This is a genomic window from Anaerosporobacter faecicola, from assembly GCF_012070565.1.
Taxonomy (GTDB): Bacteria; Bacillota; Clostridia; order Lachnospirales; family Lachnospiraceae; genus Anaerosporobacter; species Anaerosporobacter faecicola.
Genome location: NZ_JAAQRO010000006.1, coordinates 82,482 through 97,041, shown reverse-complemented (window position 1 = coordinate 97,041; position 14,560 = coordinate 82,482). Strand labels below are relative to the sequence as shown.

Annotated in this window: 18 protein-coding genes; 16 read left to right on the top strand and 2 right to left on the bottom strand. The window is 34.5% G+C overall.

The window, feature by feature from the left end; genetic code table 11:
• The first annotated feature begins 125 nt into the window (after positions 1-125).
• Positions 126-746, top strand: a complete 621-nt coding sequence (locus HBB17_RS02845) for a sce7726 family protein (RefSeq protein ID WP_167955599.1) — start codon at positions 126-128, stop codon at positions 744-746.
• Here the strand turns inward: HBB17_RS02845 and HBB17_RS02840 are convergent.
• Complete coding sequence (locus tag HBB17_RS02840; protein ID WP_167955597.1) at positions 679-1,692, bottom strand: beta family protein; 1,014 nt, start codon at positions 1,690-1,692, stop codon at positions 679-681. The genes HBB17_RS02845 and HBB17_RS02840 overlap by 68 nt on opposite strands.
• A gap of 442 nt (positions 1,693-2,134) precedes the next feature.
• Here HBB17_RS02840 and HBB17_RS02835 point away from each other — a divergent pair, with 442 nt between their 5' ends.
• The 13 genes from HBB17_RS02835 to HBB17_RS02775 all read left to right on the top strand — a co-directional run bounded on the left by HBB17_RS02835 (position 2,135) and on the right by HBB17_RS02775 (position 11,562).
• Positions 2,135-2,725: a hypothetical protein gene (locus tag HBB17_RS02835; protein ID WP_167955595.1), complete on the top strand. Its 591-nt coding sequence runs from the start codon at positions 2,135-2,137 to the stop codon at positions 2,723-2,725.
• A 12-nt stretch (positions 2,726-2,737) separates the two neighbouring features.
• Positions 2,738-3,010: a hypothetical protein gene (locus HBB17_RS02830; protein ID WP_167955594.1), complete on the top strand. Its 273-nt coding sequence runs from the start codon at positions 2,738-2,740 to the stop codon at positions 3,008-3,010.
• 1 nt (position 3,011) lies between these two features.
• Positions 3,012-3,428 (top strand): protein-export chaperone SecB, encoded by a 417-nt coding sequence (locus HBB17_RS02825; RefSeq protein WP_167955592.1) that lies wholly within the window; start codon positions 3,012-3,014, stop codon positions 3,426-3,428.
• A gap of 521 nt (positions 3,429-3,949) precedes the next feature.
• Complete coding sequence (locus HBB17_RS02820; protein ID WP_167955590.1) at positions 3,950-4,555, top strand: DUF6273 domain-containing protein; 606 nt, start codon at positions 3,950-3,952, stop codon at positions 4,553-4,555.
• 30 nt (positions 4,556-4,585) lie between these two features.
• Positions 4,586-5,077 carry a pyridoxamine 5'-phosphate oxidase family protein gene (locus tag HBB17_RS02815; RefSeq protein ID WP_167955588.1) on the top strand — a complete coding sequence of 164 codons (492 nt, stop codon included), beginning with the start codon at positions 4,586-4,588 and terminating at the stop codon, positions 5,075-5,077.
• Positions 5,078-5,409: 332 nt separating this feature from the next.
• Positions 5,410-6,063, top strand: a complete 654-nt coding sequence (locus tag HBB17_RS02810; protein WP_167955586.1) for a TetR/AcrR family transcriptional regulator — start codon at positions 5,410-5,412, stop codon at positions 6,061-6,063.
• 46 nt (positions 6,064-6,109) lie between these two features.
• Positions 6,110-7,369 (top strand): glycosyltransferase, encoded by a 1,260-nt coding sequence (locus HBB17_RS02805; protein ID WP_167955585.1) that lies wholly within the window; start codon positions 6,110-6,112, stop codon positions 7,367-7,369.
• Positions 7,370-7,828: 459 nt separating this feature from the next.
• Complete coding sequence (locus HBB17_RS02800) at positions 7,829-8,272, top strand: NUDIX hydrolase (RefSeq protein ID WP_167955583.1); 444 nt, start codon at positions 7,829-7,831, stop codon at positions 8,270-8,272.
• A 38-nt stretch (positions 8,273-8,310) separates the two neighbouring features.
• Positions 8,311-8,886, top strand: a complete 576-nt coding sequence (locus HBB17_RS02795; RefSeq protein ID WP_167955582.1) for a histidine phosphatase family protein — start codon at positions 8,311-8,313, stop codon at positions 8,884-8,886.
• Positions 8,887-8,985: 99 nt separating this feature from the next.
• A complete protein-coding gene (locus HBB17_RS02790) occupies positions 8,986-9,318 on the top strand; it encodes a hypothetical protein (protein ID WP_167955580.1) in 333 nt (110 codons plus the stop codon).
• A gap of 104 nt (positions 9,319-9,422) precedes the next feature.
• Entirely contained in the window at positions 9,423-9,959 is a 537-nt protein-coding gene (locus HBB17_RS02785; protein WP_167955578.1) for a GNAT family N-acetyltransferase, read from the top strand.
• Positions 9,960-9,969: 10 nt separating this feature from the next.
• Positions 9,970-10,632 (top strand): YkgJ family cysteine cluster protein, encoded by a 663-nt coding sequence (locus HBB17_RS02780; protein ID WP_167955642.1) that lies wholly within the window; start codon positions 9,970-9,972, stop codon positions 10,630-10,632.
• Between the two features lie 171 nt (positions 10,633-10,803).
• The gene (locus HBB17_RS02775; RefSeq protein ID WP_167955576.1) at positions 10,804-11,562 is read left to right on the top strand and encodes a tRNA threonylcarbamoyladenosine dehydratase; all 759 of its coding nucleotides are present in this window, start codon (positions 10,804-10,806) and stop codon (positions 11,560-11,562) included.
• A 2-nt stretch (positions 11,563-11,564) separates the two neighbouring features.
• Here the strand turns inward: HBB17_RS02775 and HBB17_RS02770 are convergent, their stop codons facing one another.
• The gene (locus HBB17_RS02770) at positions 11,565-12,461 is read right to left on the bottom strand and encodes a GNAT family N-acetyltransferase (protein WP_167955574.1); all 897 of its coding nucleotides are present in this window, start codon (positions 12,459-12,461) and stop codon (positions 11,565-11,567) included.
• A gap of 362 nt (positions 12,462-12,823) precedes the next feature.
• On the opposite strand from HBB17_RS02770, the gene HBB17_RS02765 reads away from it, so the two are divergent.
• On the top strand, positions 12,824-13,648 hold the full coding sequence (locus HBB17_RS02765) for an oxidoreductase (protein WP_167955572.1): 825 nt from the start codon (positions 12,824-12,826) through the stop codon (positions 13,646-13,648).
• An 11-nt stretch (positions 13,649-13,659) separates the two neighbouring features.
• Positions 13,660-14,307 carry a TetR/AcrR family transcriptional regulator gene (locus tag HBB17_RS02760; protein ID WP_167955570.1) on the top strand — a complete coding sequence of 216 codons (648 nt, stop codon included), beginning with the start codon at positions 13,660-13,662 and terminating at the stop codon, positions 14,305-14,307.
• The last annotated feature ends 253 nt before the right edge of the window (positions 14,308-14,560 follow it).

The window sequence follows — 14,560 nt, the reverse complement described above, 5'->3', positions numbered from 1 at the left end:
GTAATTATTGCCAGTATAAACCAATTTAGCAATCTGATTTAATAGAAGTATATAAATATTTATGATATAATGTGAATAATAGATTCTATGCGTGTGTGCATATCAAATATAAAGAGGTTGATAAAATGAAGGTGTATGATTCAGACATAAGGTACTTATTATATGATTGTTTTAAAGGAAACCCTGAGTATGCTGCAGAACAGGATACAGTTGTAATTAATGAATTAGATGTATGCTCTGGAGTTGCAAGAGTTGATATAGCCGTAGTTAATGGTAAATTACATGGCTATGAAATAAAAAGTGGACAAGACACTCTTGAAAGATTACCTCAACAAATTAAGTTCTATAATACCGTGTTTGATTCAATGACTATAGTAGCACATCAAAATCATATAGATAAGGTAAAGAAAATAGTACCTAATTGGTGGGGAATACAATGTGTATATGAGAATAAGAAAGAGCAAATAAAAATCAAAAGAATTCGTAAGGAAAAGCAAAATAGCAACATTAACATTCGTAATGTTGCTATGCTTCTTTGGAAAGATGAGATGCTTGAACTTATTAAAAATTACAGTAGTATAAAAAAAGGATATAAAAGTAAAACAAGAAATGATTTAAGTGAACTGATCGCAACAAGTATAAATTCAGAAGTAGTTTTACAATATGTAAGAAGACAACTTAAACAGAGGATAAATTGGAGAGCTGTTCCATTACAAGAGTTAGGTGATGATTTGCACAGTATGTAACCCATTGTGGTGAATTACCTGGACCGGCTGTTGGAAGTGTGGCTTTCTCATAAATAATTTGATCTCCATAGCTAAATTCTTGACCAGAATAATACGGTGATTTGATTATTTCTTTGCACATATCCTTAATAGAACGAGTATATATACCATGTATACGATCTTTTTTCCCTTTATGAATATAGTATTTGTCATATGTGGTGTATTTTATTTTTGGTAATGTTCCGTATTTCATTAAGCGAAAATCTAATTCAGATTCAGTGAACTTGGTTACACCATAATCAGAATAAGAAAGCTTATATGTTGGAAAGTAACTGCGTAACTTTGAGAAAATTTGTATGTCATATCGAATATAGGAAGTGCTCTCGCCAGAATCAATAGTAAGTTGTTCAGGAAAAGATGTAAGACATACAACAAGATTGTTGAATTTATTGATCAATGTTTCGTTGTTAATTAATAAATATTTATATGTTGCAAAGACTATATTTGCAATTTGTGGAGTTAATACTTCTCCTGCATCAAAAATTAGATCAATAAGAGTATCAGAAGAATATGGAATTAGTGAATTAAGTATATCTTGAGTAGATTCACCATCAATATCTTCTGGAATTGGAATTTTTACAGAAACTTTTGAAGTGATTTTGGAGATGGTTTCAATTTGATCATAAATATCATTTGGGTATAATAATGGATATGCTTCTATATGATGCTCATAAGCATATGCAGCATAGCTACTTAGTAGTGATCTATCTTGATCGCATCTAACGGTGTCATAAATAATAGAACCATTATAACAATTATGTACTTTGCTAAAGAAGTCCTCTGGTTCTAGTTCCTCTACTAATTCAATTATTGGTAGAAAGTTTTGAGTGTTAAAATTGCTCTTGCTAAGAGCGCATTGTTCGCCTGTTTTCCATTTTAAAATAGGATAATACAAAATGTTATTCATGATTTAACCTCCTCTAATATTGATAGGAATATTTTACTATATAGCCACAAGGAAATCAACATAATTTGACAGTGATAAACTAGATTCTCCATATAATATGTTATTAGTTACAGTGACTGCGATGCATAAGTTTTAGAAAATTACTATCAAAAATATACAAATTAGATAAGAAAAAGAGCATCTATCGATGGTAGGTGCTCTTTTTTTTATATAGAGGTTAGTAATGACTATAGATAGAAATGGAGTTCTAATTAAAGTAATCTCGTATTGATATAAATAATCATTTTGTATAAAATAATATTGTTTTTCAATGTAAATTGTCTCTTTTCGATGAATATATGTTTACAAAGCAGTTTGAAAATGGTACAATATGGTAAAAACACAATGATGGGTTAGGTGTGATTATGTGTATCATGGTACGGAAATAGGGCGAGGAAAAAGAATGTTAAAGAAACAAGCAATGGAATATAGTAGAGGAGATAGCCATTGGCTTGGAGATGGAATATATTTATATAAACATGAATTGTATGTTTTTCGCTGGCTTGTTATTATGTATAAAGATCGAAATGACGAAAAAAGAATAAAGGAACAACTATTTAAAAGGTATAGTATCCTTGATGTTGACATAGATTATAATGAAAAGGAAGTATTTTCATTAATAGATCCTGGTCATAAAATCCTGTTTGAACATTTTAGAGAACAATGTGAAAAAAAAGCAAGTTATTCAAAAAGATTAGCAAAGCAAGAATTTACTGATGGTGTAGTCATAAATATTATGTTTAATAATTTTGAATACGGGAATAAATATAGTATGGTAGAAGCTATATTCCCAATAAGTAATTGTCAAAGTCATATAAATTCAAGAACAAATGGCTTTGATGAATATCAGCTTTGCGTAAAAAACCCAAAGAAAATTTTAAAATTAGTAGATTGTTCAAGTGAATTTGAAAAAAAGATGAATGATTACTTTAAAAGTTATGATCAATTCTATATTTATAAAAGAAGATATGGAACAAACTATAAAGTTAATTAAAGAGGTGATTATATGTTAGATATTAATGAATTAGATAACGAGATGAAACGAATGGATGAATTTTTTGACCAAATAACAGATAGCCAGTTTGAAATGATGGCTATTGAAGCGGGTATTGGATATATAAAGAATAGTTGTGAAAGTAATTATGTTAAGGCTACTATGATGCCATTAGTTGATTTAGACATTAAGAAGACATATAAAAGTGACAGCAAAATCAAAATATCGGATAGCTGTAACATGTCTTGGAGCAATAAGTACAGTTTAATAAAAGGGGCTGCATAATATGAAAAGTCAAGACAAGGGTATAATTTCTTTTAATTCATATGAAGTAAGAAAAATAGAATTTAAAACTAATGATAAATTTGATGATAGTGAGGTTACCATGGATGTGGAAATGGGAGCGGATGTTCATGTTCATGAAAACAACAGAGAAATGATAGTAGATTTAGAACTATTAATTTTTAAAGAATCTGAAAAAAATAATTATCCATTCGAAATGAATGTGATCATAAGAGGATATTTTAAAATGGATTGTGAATCAGAGGACTCAATCGAAAAGTATGATGCAAATGCTGTTGCTATTTTATTCCCTTATGCACGAGCATTGGTTTCAACATATACGGCCAATGCCAATGTTGCACCTCTAATTTTGCCAACAGTTAATGTAAATGAATTCATAAAGAGGTCGAAAGAACAATAAATTTTACGACATTGCTTTATTAACACGGTATTGAATTATGTCAATTTTTTGTTGTGACTTTGTTGTGAAAAGTTGTATAAAACTATAAAAAGAAATACCACTTATAAGATTAGTACATACGAAAAATGAAGTAAAACAAAGAGTTTTTATATAATAAAGAATTACAAAAGGTGCTTGTCATAACTCAAAGAGATAATCAAAGAGAATATCAAAATATACAAACCTCAGAAACCTTGTGTTTCTGGGGTTTTTCTTTTTGCTTAGAATTGCAATGGATCGTATAGAAATGCAGAAAAGTTTAGTGGGTAAGGCACAAGTAGAATACGGAATGTAAAGTGCTAGATCACACAGAAGTAAAAAGCCACACATAATACAAATGGGACTCATGTTTTACAATTCACCTATAATTCACCCCTGGCAGAGAATGTGTTACAAAGTGACTCTCTGCTGTTGAAACATGTGGTAAAATAATTGGAAATATGTTAATATTTACATACAAATAGAAATTTAAGGAGGAGAATATGCAAGTAGGAGATAAAGTTTTATTTGGAAATTATGAATGGAATGTACTAGATATACAAGGCGATCGAGCCTTAATCGTAACCGAATATATAATAGATCATCGCTCTTATCATGATGCATATAAAGAAATAACATGGGCTGATTGTGCTATGAGGCAATATTTGAATGGTGAATTTTATGATAAATTTAGTGAGAATGATAAGCTGAGAATTTGTCCAGTTACAAATAAAAACTCTGATAATCAGTGGTATGGTACCAAAGGTGGGGAAGATACACAGGACTGTATATTCTTATTAAGTATGGAGGAAATAGTATGCCAATATTTTGGTGATAGTAGTGAGAAATTGTATAACCCAAGAAAAAATCAAAGATATTGGTTTGAAAGAAAAGATCATAACAATAGTAGGCGAATTGCAAGACTTGAGAATAATAAAGAGCAAGTATGGTGGTGGTGGACGAGAACACCAGGCCGAGTTGGCGTAAAAGCAGTGTATATTCATGGTGATGGTAATATAGGTATTCAGGGTAACAATATCTTAAAAGGAAATGTGGCTGATGGTAAGTGTACAGGTGGTGTCCGGCCAGCGTTATGGTTGAAACTTTAATTCATATTAAAATAGAAAAGGAGTCCAAAGATGGATGAATTTCAAGAAGGATTACGATTAATTGATGAAATATATGGAAATGGAAAGGATAATTTGATATCACTTGCAACGATAGCTAGAGAGGTAAGTTCGGAAGGACATATTCGTCCTGTTGTACGTACAGTAGACGCATACTATGAGGATGGAGTTTTTTATGTTGTTACAAGTGAGAAATCAAATAAAATGCTGCAAATCGCAGATAATTCAGAGGTTTCAATTGCAGGAATTTTAGACATGTTTACCGCCAATGGTGTTGGGAAAAATCTTGGCTGGGTACTTGAACCTCAAAATGCCGAGATCAGAAACAAATTACGTACGACATTTGCAAATTGGTATGACGAGGCAAATGATGAGCAAGATAAGAATTGTTGTATTTTAGCAATATATCTAACAAAGGGAACGCTCAACGTAAATCATTGGGAAAAACTATATCATATGGATTTTGTTAATAAGGTAATTATGGAGAACGGTGGTATTTTTTGAACTAGACTAGGAACGCTTCACAAAATACATAGTAAAGATATTTATAGGACATTTCTCAGTAGAAATACTGGGCAATGTCCTTTTTTCTATAATAGGGGTTGGGTGTCAAAAGTCCTCATTTAATTTGAGGTCTGTCAATTTTGCAAAATTTAAGTTTGTCTAACATGTAATTAGAACATCGTTCACTCCGGGCACGCTCTCGCCCCGCTGAAGTTCGTAGTGGTACATAAGGTTCTAAAGTACAGAGCCTAACAGAAAAATGGTAATTGACATAGGTTAATTATTGTACTATTCTTATTTATAGAATCCATTCTATAAATAAGGAGAAGATTATGGCACGCCCTAAAAAAGACCCAACAATTAAACAAAAGGAATTTATACTTGCAGCTAAAGATTTGTTTTTTTCAAAAGGCTATGAGGAAACAGCAATCCAAGATATATTGAAGGCTGTGGGGAACGGAAAAGCATTATCGCCCAGCGTGTTTTATTACTATTTTTCATCAAAAGAGGGACTGCTAGAAGCGGTAATACAGGATTATATGGCAACCTATCTGAAGGGAATAATGGAAATCATTGAAGCATCAGAATATAATTATGCTGAAAAAATGCAACAGATCATGAATGCTGCTTATATGGCAACAGAAGAGTTCACGTACATAGATAGTTATTTTGATCAGGGAACTTCCAATGCAGAGCTGTTTAATTTTTATATTGATAAATGCATTCGTTGTGAATTACAAGAACCATTAACAAATTTAATTTTAGATGCTAGCAAAAGAGGAGAGATCCCGTTAACTCCACTTCTGCAAGCTGCAGGTGCTGAAATGCTCGTACAGATTATGCTTTGGTCAATCTACCCCCTTTCACATCAGGGGAGAGAGTCAGATGGGAAACATCACAATGAAAAATATCTGTCACTTATGCCACTTATATTTTCTCAATTATTAGATGTACCATTTGAACTGCTAAACATAAAAAATAACTGAAAATCTGAAAATCCATTAGAACAATAAGATAAGGGAGGGGACTATCATGAAAATAGGAATTGTTACAATTGGTTCAAGAGGTGACGTTCAGCCTTATTTGGCATTAAGTCAGGAACTTATGAGAAGAGGACATTCATTGAGAATAATTACCTTTAGGAATTTTCAGAGTTGGATTCAAGAGGAAGGAATTGAATACTATCCTATTCCAGGAGACGCAAAGGATGTCATGCGATTATTAATAGGCGAACAGGTATCTTCGGGAGAATACTTTAAAAACTTAGATAAACTGCTCATCCCAATAAAAAAAGAGTTTTTGGCTGAACTTGAGAATGCTTGCAAGGATATGGATTTGCTTATATATTCTACACTTGGCAGCATTACATGGCATATAGCGGATAAGTATCATATTCCATGTATCCGTGCATTTTTCTGTCCCCTCGATCCAACAGGAGAATTCCCAACGATGACGGCTCCTATATTACCACTTGGGAAATTGTACAATCGTTTTACATTTAAATGTGGAGATTTATTATGGTCAAGTGCTACAAGGCGACTGTTAAATGATTGGAGAGTAGAAAATGGTTTGAGACCGATTCAAAAATTTGAATTTCCATATCGTTACCTGCATGGTCAAGAAATCCCAACATTATATGCGTACAGCACTTTTTTATCACCGAAGCCGGCAGAATATGATTCGAATAAGTACCTAACCGGTTTTTGGATTAAATCTCTTGAAGCGGAATGGGAAGCAGATCCTTCCCTAGTGGAATTTCTAAATAAGGGTGAAAAACCAATCTACATCGGTTTTGGCAGTACGGTTGGAGGGTCCTATGATGAAGCGCTTAGGATTGTCTTGGAGAGTTTAATAAATGTGGGGCAACGAGCTATTTTATCTTCTGGCTGGGGGGATCTATCAGGAAGTAATCTTCCGGATACGGTATTTCAGATTAATAATGTACCACATGAATGGCTGTTTCAACATGTATCTGCGGTGGTACACCATGGTGGAGCTGGAACAACCGCAGCTGGACTACGTGCTGGGGTACCAACGATTATCATACCTTTTGGTGGCGACCAGCCATTTTGGGGGCAATGCGTATATCGTTTAGGTGTAGGACCAAAACCTATTTTAAGAAAACATCTTACAGTGAAAAATCTGACGAAAGCTTTGAGGGAAGTAATAAACAATGATGAAATAAAAAAGAATGCAAAAGCATTAGGTGTTCAATTGAGAAATGAAAATGGAGTGAAAAATGCTGCGGATATGATAGATTCAATACGGATGAATACAAAGACGATTGGATGAGAATATTAAGATTTTAGTAACGGGGGAGAAGTAGAATACATAGGGCCTCACAATTTTAATGTGCCCACTCAAAAAGGTTTTACTTTGTAAGCAAGGCAGTTTTAACTGTCTTGCTATTTTTATTTACGCGTGCAACGAGCCAAAGTCCAAGTTTACTTGAGACCTTGGCGACTGCCGCGATAATTTGATAAACTCGCAAAGCGTGTTTATCATAGTTGAATCTTACAGTGGACAAAATTGGAGTAGATAGAAGTTCTCCACAATAAGTGACCATTATGGTGGAGATTGTCCAATGAATGTGATAAAATAAAGCAAAGATTATGTATTAGATTATGCTCGTGAAGTGAGGAAACTTAGCCAGAAAAGAGAAGTAAGCAAAAGTAGCTTTGGCTACATGTTCTCATATTGGAGGTTTCCGTGTAACAGTAAATAAAAACATTAAATGAATAGGAGAAGTATATGGTAGAAGTGAATTTCTACGATCAGATTGCAGATGAGAAACTAAAATTTGCAGTGATCCTAGCGAAGGCGGATGGAAAGTGGGTGTTTTGTAAACACAAAGAACGAGATACCTATGAGGTCCCAGGTGGACATCGGGAAATTGGAGAACGAATTGAAGAGACTGCGAAACGAGAGTTAGAAGAAGAGACAGGTGCCACGGCTTATCATATAAAACCAGTTTGCGTGTACTCAGTGAAAGGGAAGACAAGAGTTAATGAAATACTTGGAGAGGAAACGTTTGGAATGCTATTTGTTGCAGAAATCCAAACATTTGAACAAGAGTTACATAGTGAGATGGAGAAAATTATACGTACAGAAAAGTTGGTTACCAATTGGACATATCCTTTAATTCAACCCAAATTAATCGAGGAAGCAGTTAGAAGAGGATACATCGAAGGGTAGGAGAAGACAATCTTTGCTTTATAGAGAAGGAGATAATTATGACAAGAATATATTTTGTTCGACATGCACAGCCGGATCATAATTACGCGGACAGGATTCGCCCATTGACAGAAGAAGGGCAGCAGGATACAAAGATGGTTTTAGATTTCTTTAAAGAGAAGAACGTGGATCAATTTTACTGTAGTCCCTATAAAAGAAGTTATAATACGATTGCATCAACAGCTCAGTTTTTTGGAAAAGAGATTATAACGGATGAGCGTTTACGGGAAAGAGAAAGCGGTATCGATGCTAACAACTTGGAAATGTTTCGTAAAAGATGGGACGATTTCCGCTACCATGAAGAAGGTGGGGAATCTCTTGGTATGGTCCAAGAGAGAAACATGAGTGCTTTGTGGGATATTCTTGCAACAAATGAAGATAAAACACTAGTAATAGGAACCCATGGAACGGCACTAAGCACGATTTTGAATTATTTTGATCCTGCTTACAATTGTGATTCATTTTTGCGAATGATAAATTGGATGCCATATATCATTGAAGTGGATTTTGAAGGAAAGCAATGCGTTGGTAAACGGGAGCATACTTATATCAATAAGCCCTATAGAAACAAATAGTTGAGAGGGAATATTCGATTAAAATAGGGAAAAGAGTTTACCAAAAAAGTTGAATTAAAAAGAAAACTAGTTACTAGACTTATACAAGGAGGAGTAGCCATGGAATGGGCGGGTTGGATTAGTTTGATACTAATGCTCTGTTTTGTTGCATATCCTGCACGAGTACGAGCAGTTGAGAAAAAAGTAAAAAGGTTAGAACGAAAAGTGAATGGAGGAACGGATATGTCAAAGATATTTAACGATTTAGTGGGAAAAGAATGTATAATGAAAACGGATGAAGGATTAAGTTTTGCAGGTAGTACATCTGTAAAATGTCAGGTGTTAGATGTAGATGATGAGTGGATCAAATTTTCATATATGACAAAAAAAGAAGGAAAGAAGATAAAGATTATGCGTATTGATGCAATAGACAGTGTGGATGTTGTAGAATAATCTCTATAAAACAAGAGTGTTTGATACGGTCCATAGTATGCCATAGTGTGTCTAATTAAGAGTGAGATAAAAAGCATTTTATGAAGAAAGCGTAGAATCATAGAATGCAGAGGACCGCAGAGAACGCAGAAAGTGAGAAAATTATGTTATCACAAGTAGATATGACATACGAAGAATTGCAGACATACATCAGAGAAACCTCAAGTTTTGGAATAGAGGAATTAGAGGGAAAAGAACGAGAGGATCGGGAAGCTTGCGTTAAGCAAGCTATGGAAGACATTGATGTACTTCTACCAGAAGGTATACACACAAAGAACAATACGATTCGAAAATATGTGGATGAAAAGGGCAACGAAGTTGGCGCTTTGTGGACAACTGTACGAACAGAAGAAGAGTATCTATTATTGGCACTGATAAATGTCAAGGCTGACCAACGTGGTAAAGGATATGGAACAGAACTGATGGAATTGGTGAAACAGGAAGCAAGAGATAAGAATATTGGTCTTGTAGCACTTGGAGTTTATAAAATGAATACCGTTGCCATTAAGCTGTATGAAAAATGCGGATTTCATATATTTGATGAAGAAGAATTTCGGTATGCAATGGTATGGCAAAACAAAAATGAAAGTAGAGACGAGTAGAGGAATTGTTATGATAAGAAACTGTAAGCTGGAAGAAATATCGGATGGTCGATTTTATGGATTGCAAGATATGGTAAAAGTCGGTTGTGGAGACTGTAAAGGTTGTTCAGCCTGTTGTCAGGGAATGGGGAAATCTCTTGTTTTGGATCCCTTGGATATTCACCGATTAAGTGTCCGTTTACAACGTAGTTTTGAAGAACTATTAAGTGATACAGTAGAATTGAATCTGGTGGATGGAGTAATCTTGCCGAATTTGAGGATGGTTGGTGAAAAGGAACAGTGTGTCTTTCTTAATGAAGAAGGAAGATGTAAGATTCATTCACATCGCCCAGGTTTTTGTCGAATCTTTCCCTTGGGACGATACTATGAAGAAGGAAGTTTTTCTTATATCCTACAGGTTAATGAGTGCGTTAAGTCCAATAAAACAAAAGTTAAATTGAGCAAATGGATTGATACACCTGATCTAGGGAAAAACCAAGAGTTTGTAAACAACTGGCACTATTTTTTGAAAGATATTCAAAAGAAAATGGTTGAAGCGAAAGAAGACCAAGTACGGAAACAGCTTTCCATGGTTGTTCTACAGTTATTTTATCTTGCGCCATATGGACAAGAGCATTTTTACGAAGAATTTCAGGAACGGTTAACAAAAGTAAAAGAGCAGTTATCTTGCTAAATACATGGAACAGGAGTTGACAAAGTATTTTTCACAAGCTATCATATAATTCATATAGCTTTAATATGAAACAAAAGCAGAAAAGCAGCATGTTAATTAAGATGAAGCAGGAACCTCATAGATTTAAAAAGGGGCGAAACAGTTTATAGCTTATGAGTAAGGAAGGATACTATGTTAAACGAATTTTCAAGAACCCAATTATTACTTGGGGAAGAACATATGCACACATTAGCAAAGGCAAGAGTCGCAATCTTTGGCATTGGTGGTGTTGGAGGTTATACAGTAGAAGCACTTGCACGAAGTGGGGTTGGTTTTTTCGAACTGATTGATGATGACAAGGTGTGTCTAACCAATATTAACCGTCAGATCATAGCAACAAGAAAGACGGTTGGGCAATATAAAGTAGATGTGATGAAAGAACGAATTCTATCAATTAATCCAAAAGCTGAGGTTGTGGTTCATAAATGTTTCTATCTTCCAGAGACAGCGAAAGAGTTTGATTTCTCTTCTTATTCGTACGTCGTGGATGCAGTAGATACAGTAACAGCCAAATTGGATATTATTTTACGAGCAAAAGAAGCTGGAGTACCTGTGATCAGTTGTATGGGTGCGGGGAATAAATTAGATCCAACGCAATTTGAGGTATCTGATATCTATAAAACGTCGGTTTGTCCATTGGCTAAAGTGATGCGAAAAGAATTAAAGAAACGAGGCGTTCGTTCTCTTACTGTTGTTTATTCAAAAGAAAAGCCAACTAGACCAATGGAGGATATGTCAATCAGTTGTCGAAATCACTGTATCTGTCCACCTGGTGCACAGAGAAAATGTACTGACCGAAGAGATATCCCAGGTAGTTTATCCTTTGTTCCATCAGTAGCTGGCTTAATCATGGCTAGTGAAGTAGTAAAAAATCTAGGTAATGCAAAATAAGGTTAAAGCGTGTAACGCATCTCAATTAAGTTATAGATGAGTTCATAACCCATGCTATAATACATGGCGAGAGCAGGTCGATTCGTACCAAGTACGGTCAAGGAAGCCTGCTTTTCGCCATTTTCTTTTAAATATTGCAATGCAGTTGAAAGAGTTGCACGTGCAATATTCTTATGACGGTAGGCAGGAATTGTAAAGATGTTTTCTGTGGCACTTCGTCCCTCTCCCATACCCCAAACGGTAGTACTTGAGATTACTTGTTCGCCATCTTTGGCAGTAAATACTTTCGTTGTTTCTCCACCCAAACGAAACCATAGTTCTTGTTCGCTGTCTTGTACTTGATCAAACCCCATTTCGTTGGCTTGAAGATATTGTTTCATTCCATTTCCCTCAAAGGAATGAATACCAATCTCAATGGAAGAAGGTATGGAGTAGTTTGGAATGTCTTTGGTTAGATCAAATGCTAAAACAGGTGTTACACAGTGCGCATAAAGTCCATTTTTTAGAAGAAAACTCATATCCGCTATAGAAGAGTCTTCACACCAACAGCGCATGGAGATGGTACGGTCGGGATACTTTTTTTTGTATGTAGCAAAATGTTCTTTCATTGTTGTTAAGAGTTGTAGCTTAATCTGCTCTGTTTGTGGATGATCTTCTTTTACGTGATACTCCAAGTTCATCTGAAAATCTGGGATATGTGTAACTGGACGATCTATATAGTACCATGTTGCACTATAAGAGAGAGCAGCAACACCAACCACTTGATTTGAGTCATCAACAGCAACAAAAGCATCCTCCCCATGAAAATCTTTTTGCCATTGTAGCTGAAGCCAAGACATAAAGTGAATCTGTTGAATAGCATCTAAATCCTGTTCATTAAATTTTCTAATGGTAATCATATGATTATGTTAACCCCTTTCTTACTTCTAGCTTTAATAAGCTAGTAAAAACATTAATCTGTTCAATATATGATTGTAAGTGATATAAGAATATTATGCAAGAAATCAGGGGCTACTAAAATAAATATAGTTATTCTTGTCAGTGATCAGAAGGATTCTGTAAAAAATCATGACAATGTACGTTGACAAAAGAATAAGAAGAGCTATATAATTGACTCAGAGTCAATTATATAGCTCTTCTAGTTGTACTTGAATAAAGACACACATGTATTGTTAGAATACGTTGTAGGAAAGACAGAAAAGTTGGCATATACAAATTGAGAGTAGGAATAGAAAAAGGTAAATAAGAAAGGAAGAAGTGTATGAGTAAGAAAGTTGTATTGATTACAGGTGCTTCATCAGGTATAGGAAAAGATACAGCAATTGTTTTACAGAGGGAAGGGTATCAGGTATTTGCTGCAGCACGTCGTGTGGAGCGAATGGAGGATCTTAAAAAACATGGAATAAAAGTAGTTTCACTTGATGTCACCAAAGAGGAATCCATGATTGCTTGTGTGGAGTGGATTAGAAAACAAGCAGGCAGGATTGATGTGCTTATTAATAATGCAGGATATGGATATTATGGTGCTGTAGAAGATGTAACAATTGAAGAAGCTAGAAAACAATTAGAAGTAAATCTATTTGGATTGGCACGCATGACACAGCTGGTATTACCGATGATGCGAAAACAACAAAGTGGTAAAATCATAAACATTTCTTCTATGGCGGGACGTGTAAGTACTCCTTTTGGAGCCTGGTATCATGCAACCAAATATGCGGTTGAAGGTTTTTCTGACTGTCTTCGAATGGAAACAAAACCATTTGGTATTGATGTAGTGTTAATTGAGCCAGGTGCAATTAAGACAGATTGGGGAATTATTGCAGCAGATCATTTAGAAGAATCTTCTGCAAAAGGAGCGTACGCTGCACAGGCAAAAAGAGTGGTGAATTATTTAAGACAATCCTACAACTCAGATTCTATATCAAAACCAGAAGTAATATCGAATGCGATACGTAAAGCGGTTCTTTCCAAAAAACCAAAAACAAGATATCTTATTGGCTATGGTGCTAAACTATCGGTATGTATCAAACGTGTGGTTTCTGATCGTATGTTTGATAAGATTATACAGAAAATTATGAGTAAATAGGAGTTATTACGGTGGCTAAGAGGGCAAGAAGCGATGCGGAGAAGGAACTAAAATCAAAAGAAATATTAGATATGACGGCATTAATGTTTGAAAAACAAGATTTTGCTAATATAAAAATGTCGGAAATTGCAAAAGCATTGGGAATATCAAATGGAATATTATTTGTTTATTTTAAAACAAAAGAGATGTTATTCCTTCGATTATTAATGCGAGAATATGAAAGTAGATTGATACGTATGGAACAGAGAATGGAGCAGGATCAAAAGAGGGATAAAGAAAGTTTCCATCAATTGATTCTAGAGGAATTGGTTGAAGTAATAGAAGAACATGAACTCTATATCCGCTTGTGTTCCATACGAGGTGTAATCCTAGAAAAAAATGTTGATTTACAAGAGGTGATCAATTATAAAAAATGGTTATACAATCGGTTTGAACAAATTGCCAAACGCATGGAAGAACACTATAAGTTGTATAAGAAAGAAGCAATCCAGCGACTATTTTTGATTGAAGAGTCTATCTTTGTGGGGTGTGAACTATGTGGCGCTCTTCCAAAGGATATTAACAATATACTGGAAAATTATCATATGACAGCATTTTTCTTCGATAAAAAAGAAAATGCAGCGGCTTTGCTAAAATCATATCTGGATATGTACTTTTAACGTTTTGATTCTTTGTTAATTTCGTTATGAAAATGAACGTAATACAGAATATAGTGTATTATAGATCTGTTCTTATTTTATGAGAAAAAGGAATTGCTTAGTTTATGGCAATTCTTTTTTTATGGAATTTTTTATGGGAATTACATAGGAAGGTAGGACCGACGATATATTCCTATATTTCTAGTTGACAAAATGGGTCTAATAGACTTATTATATACATATAAAATAGTGGGTCTATTAGACCTATAGATAC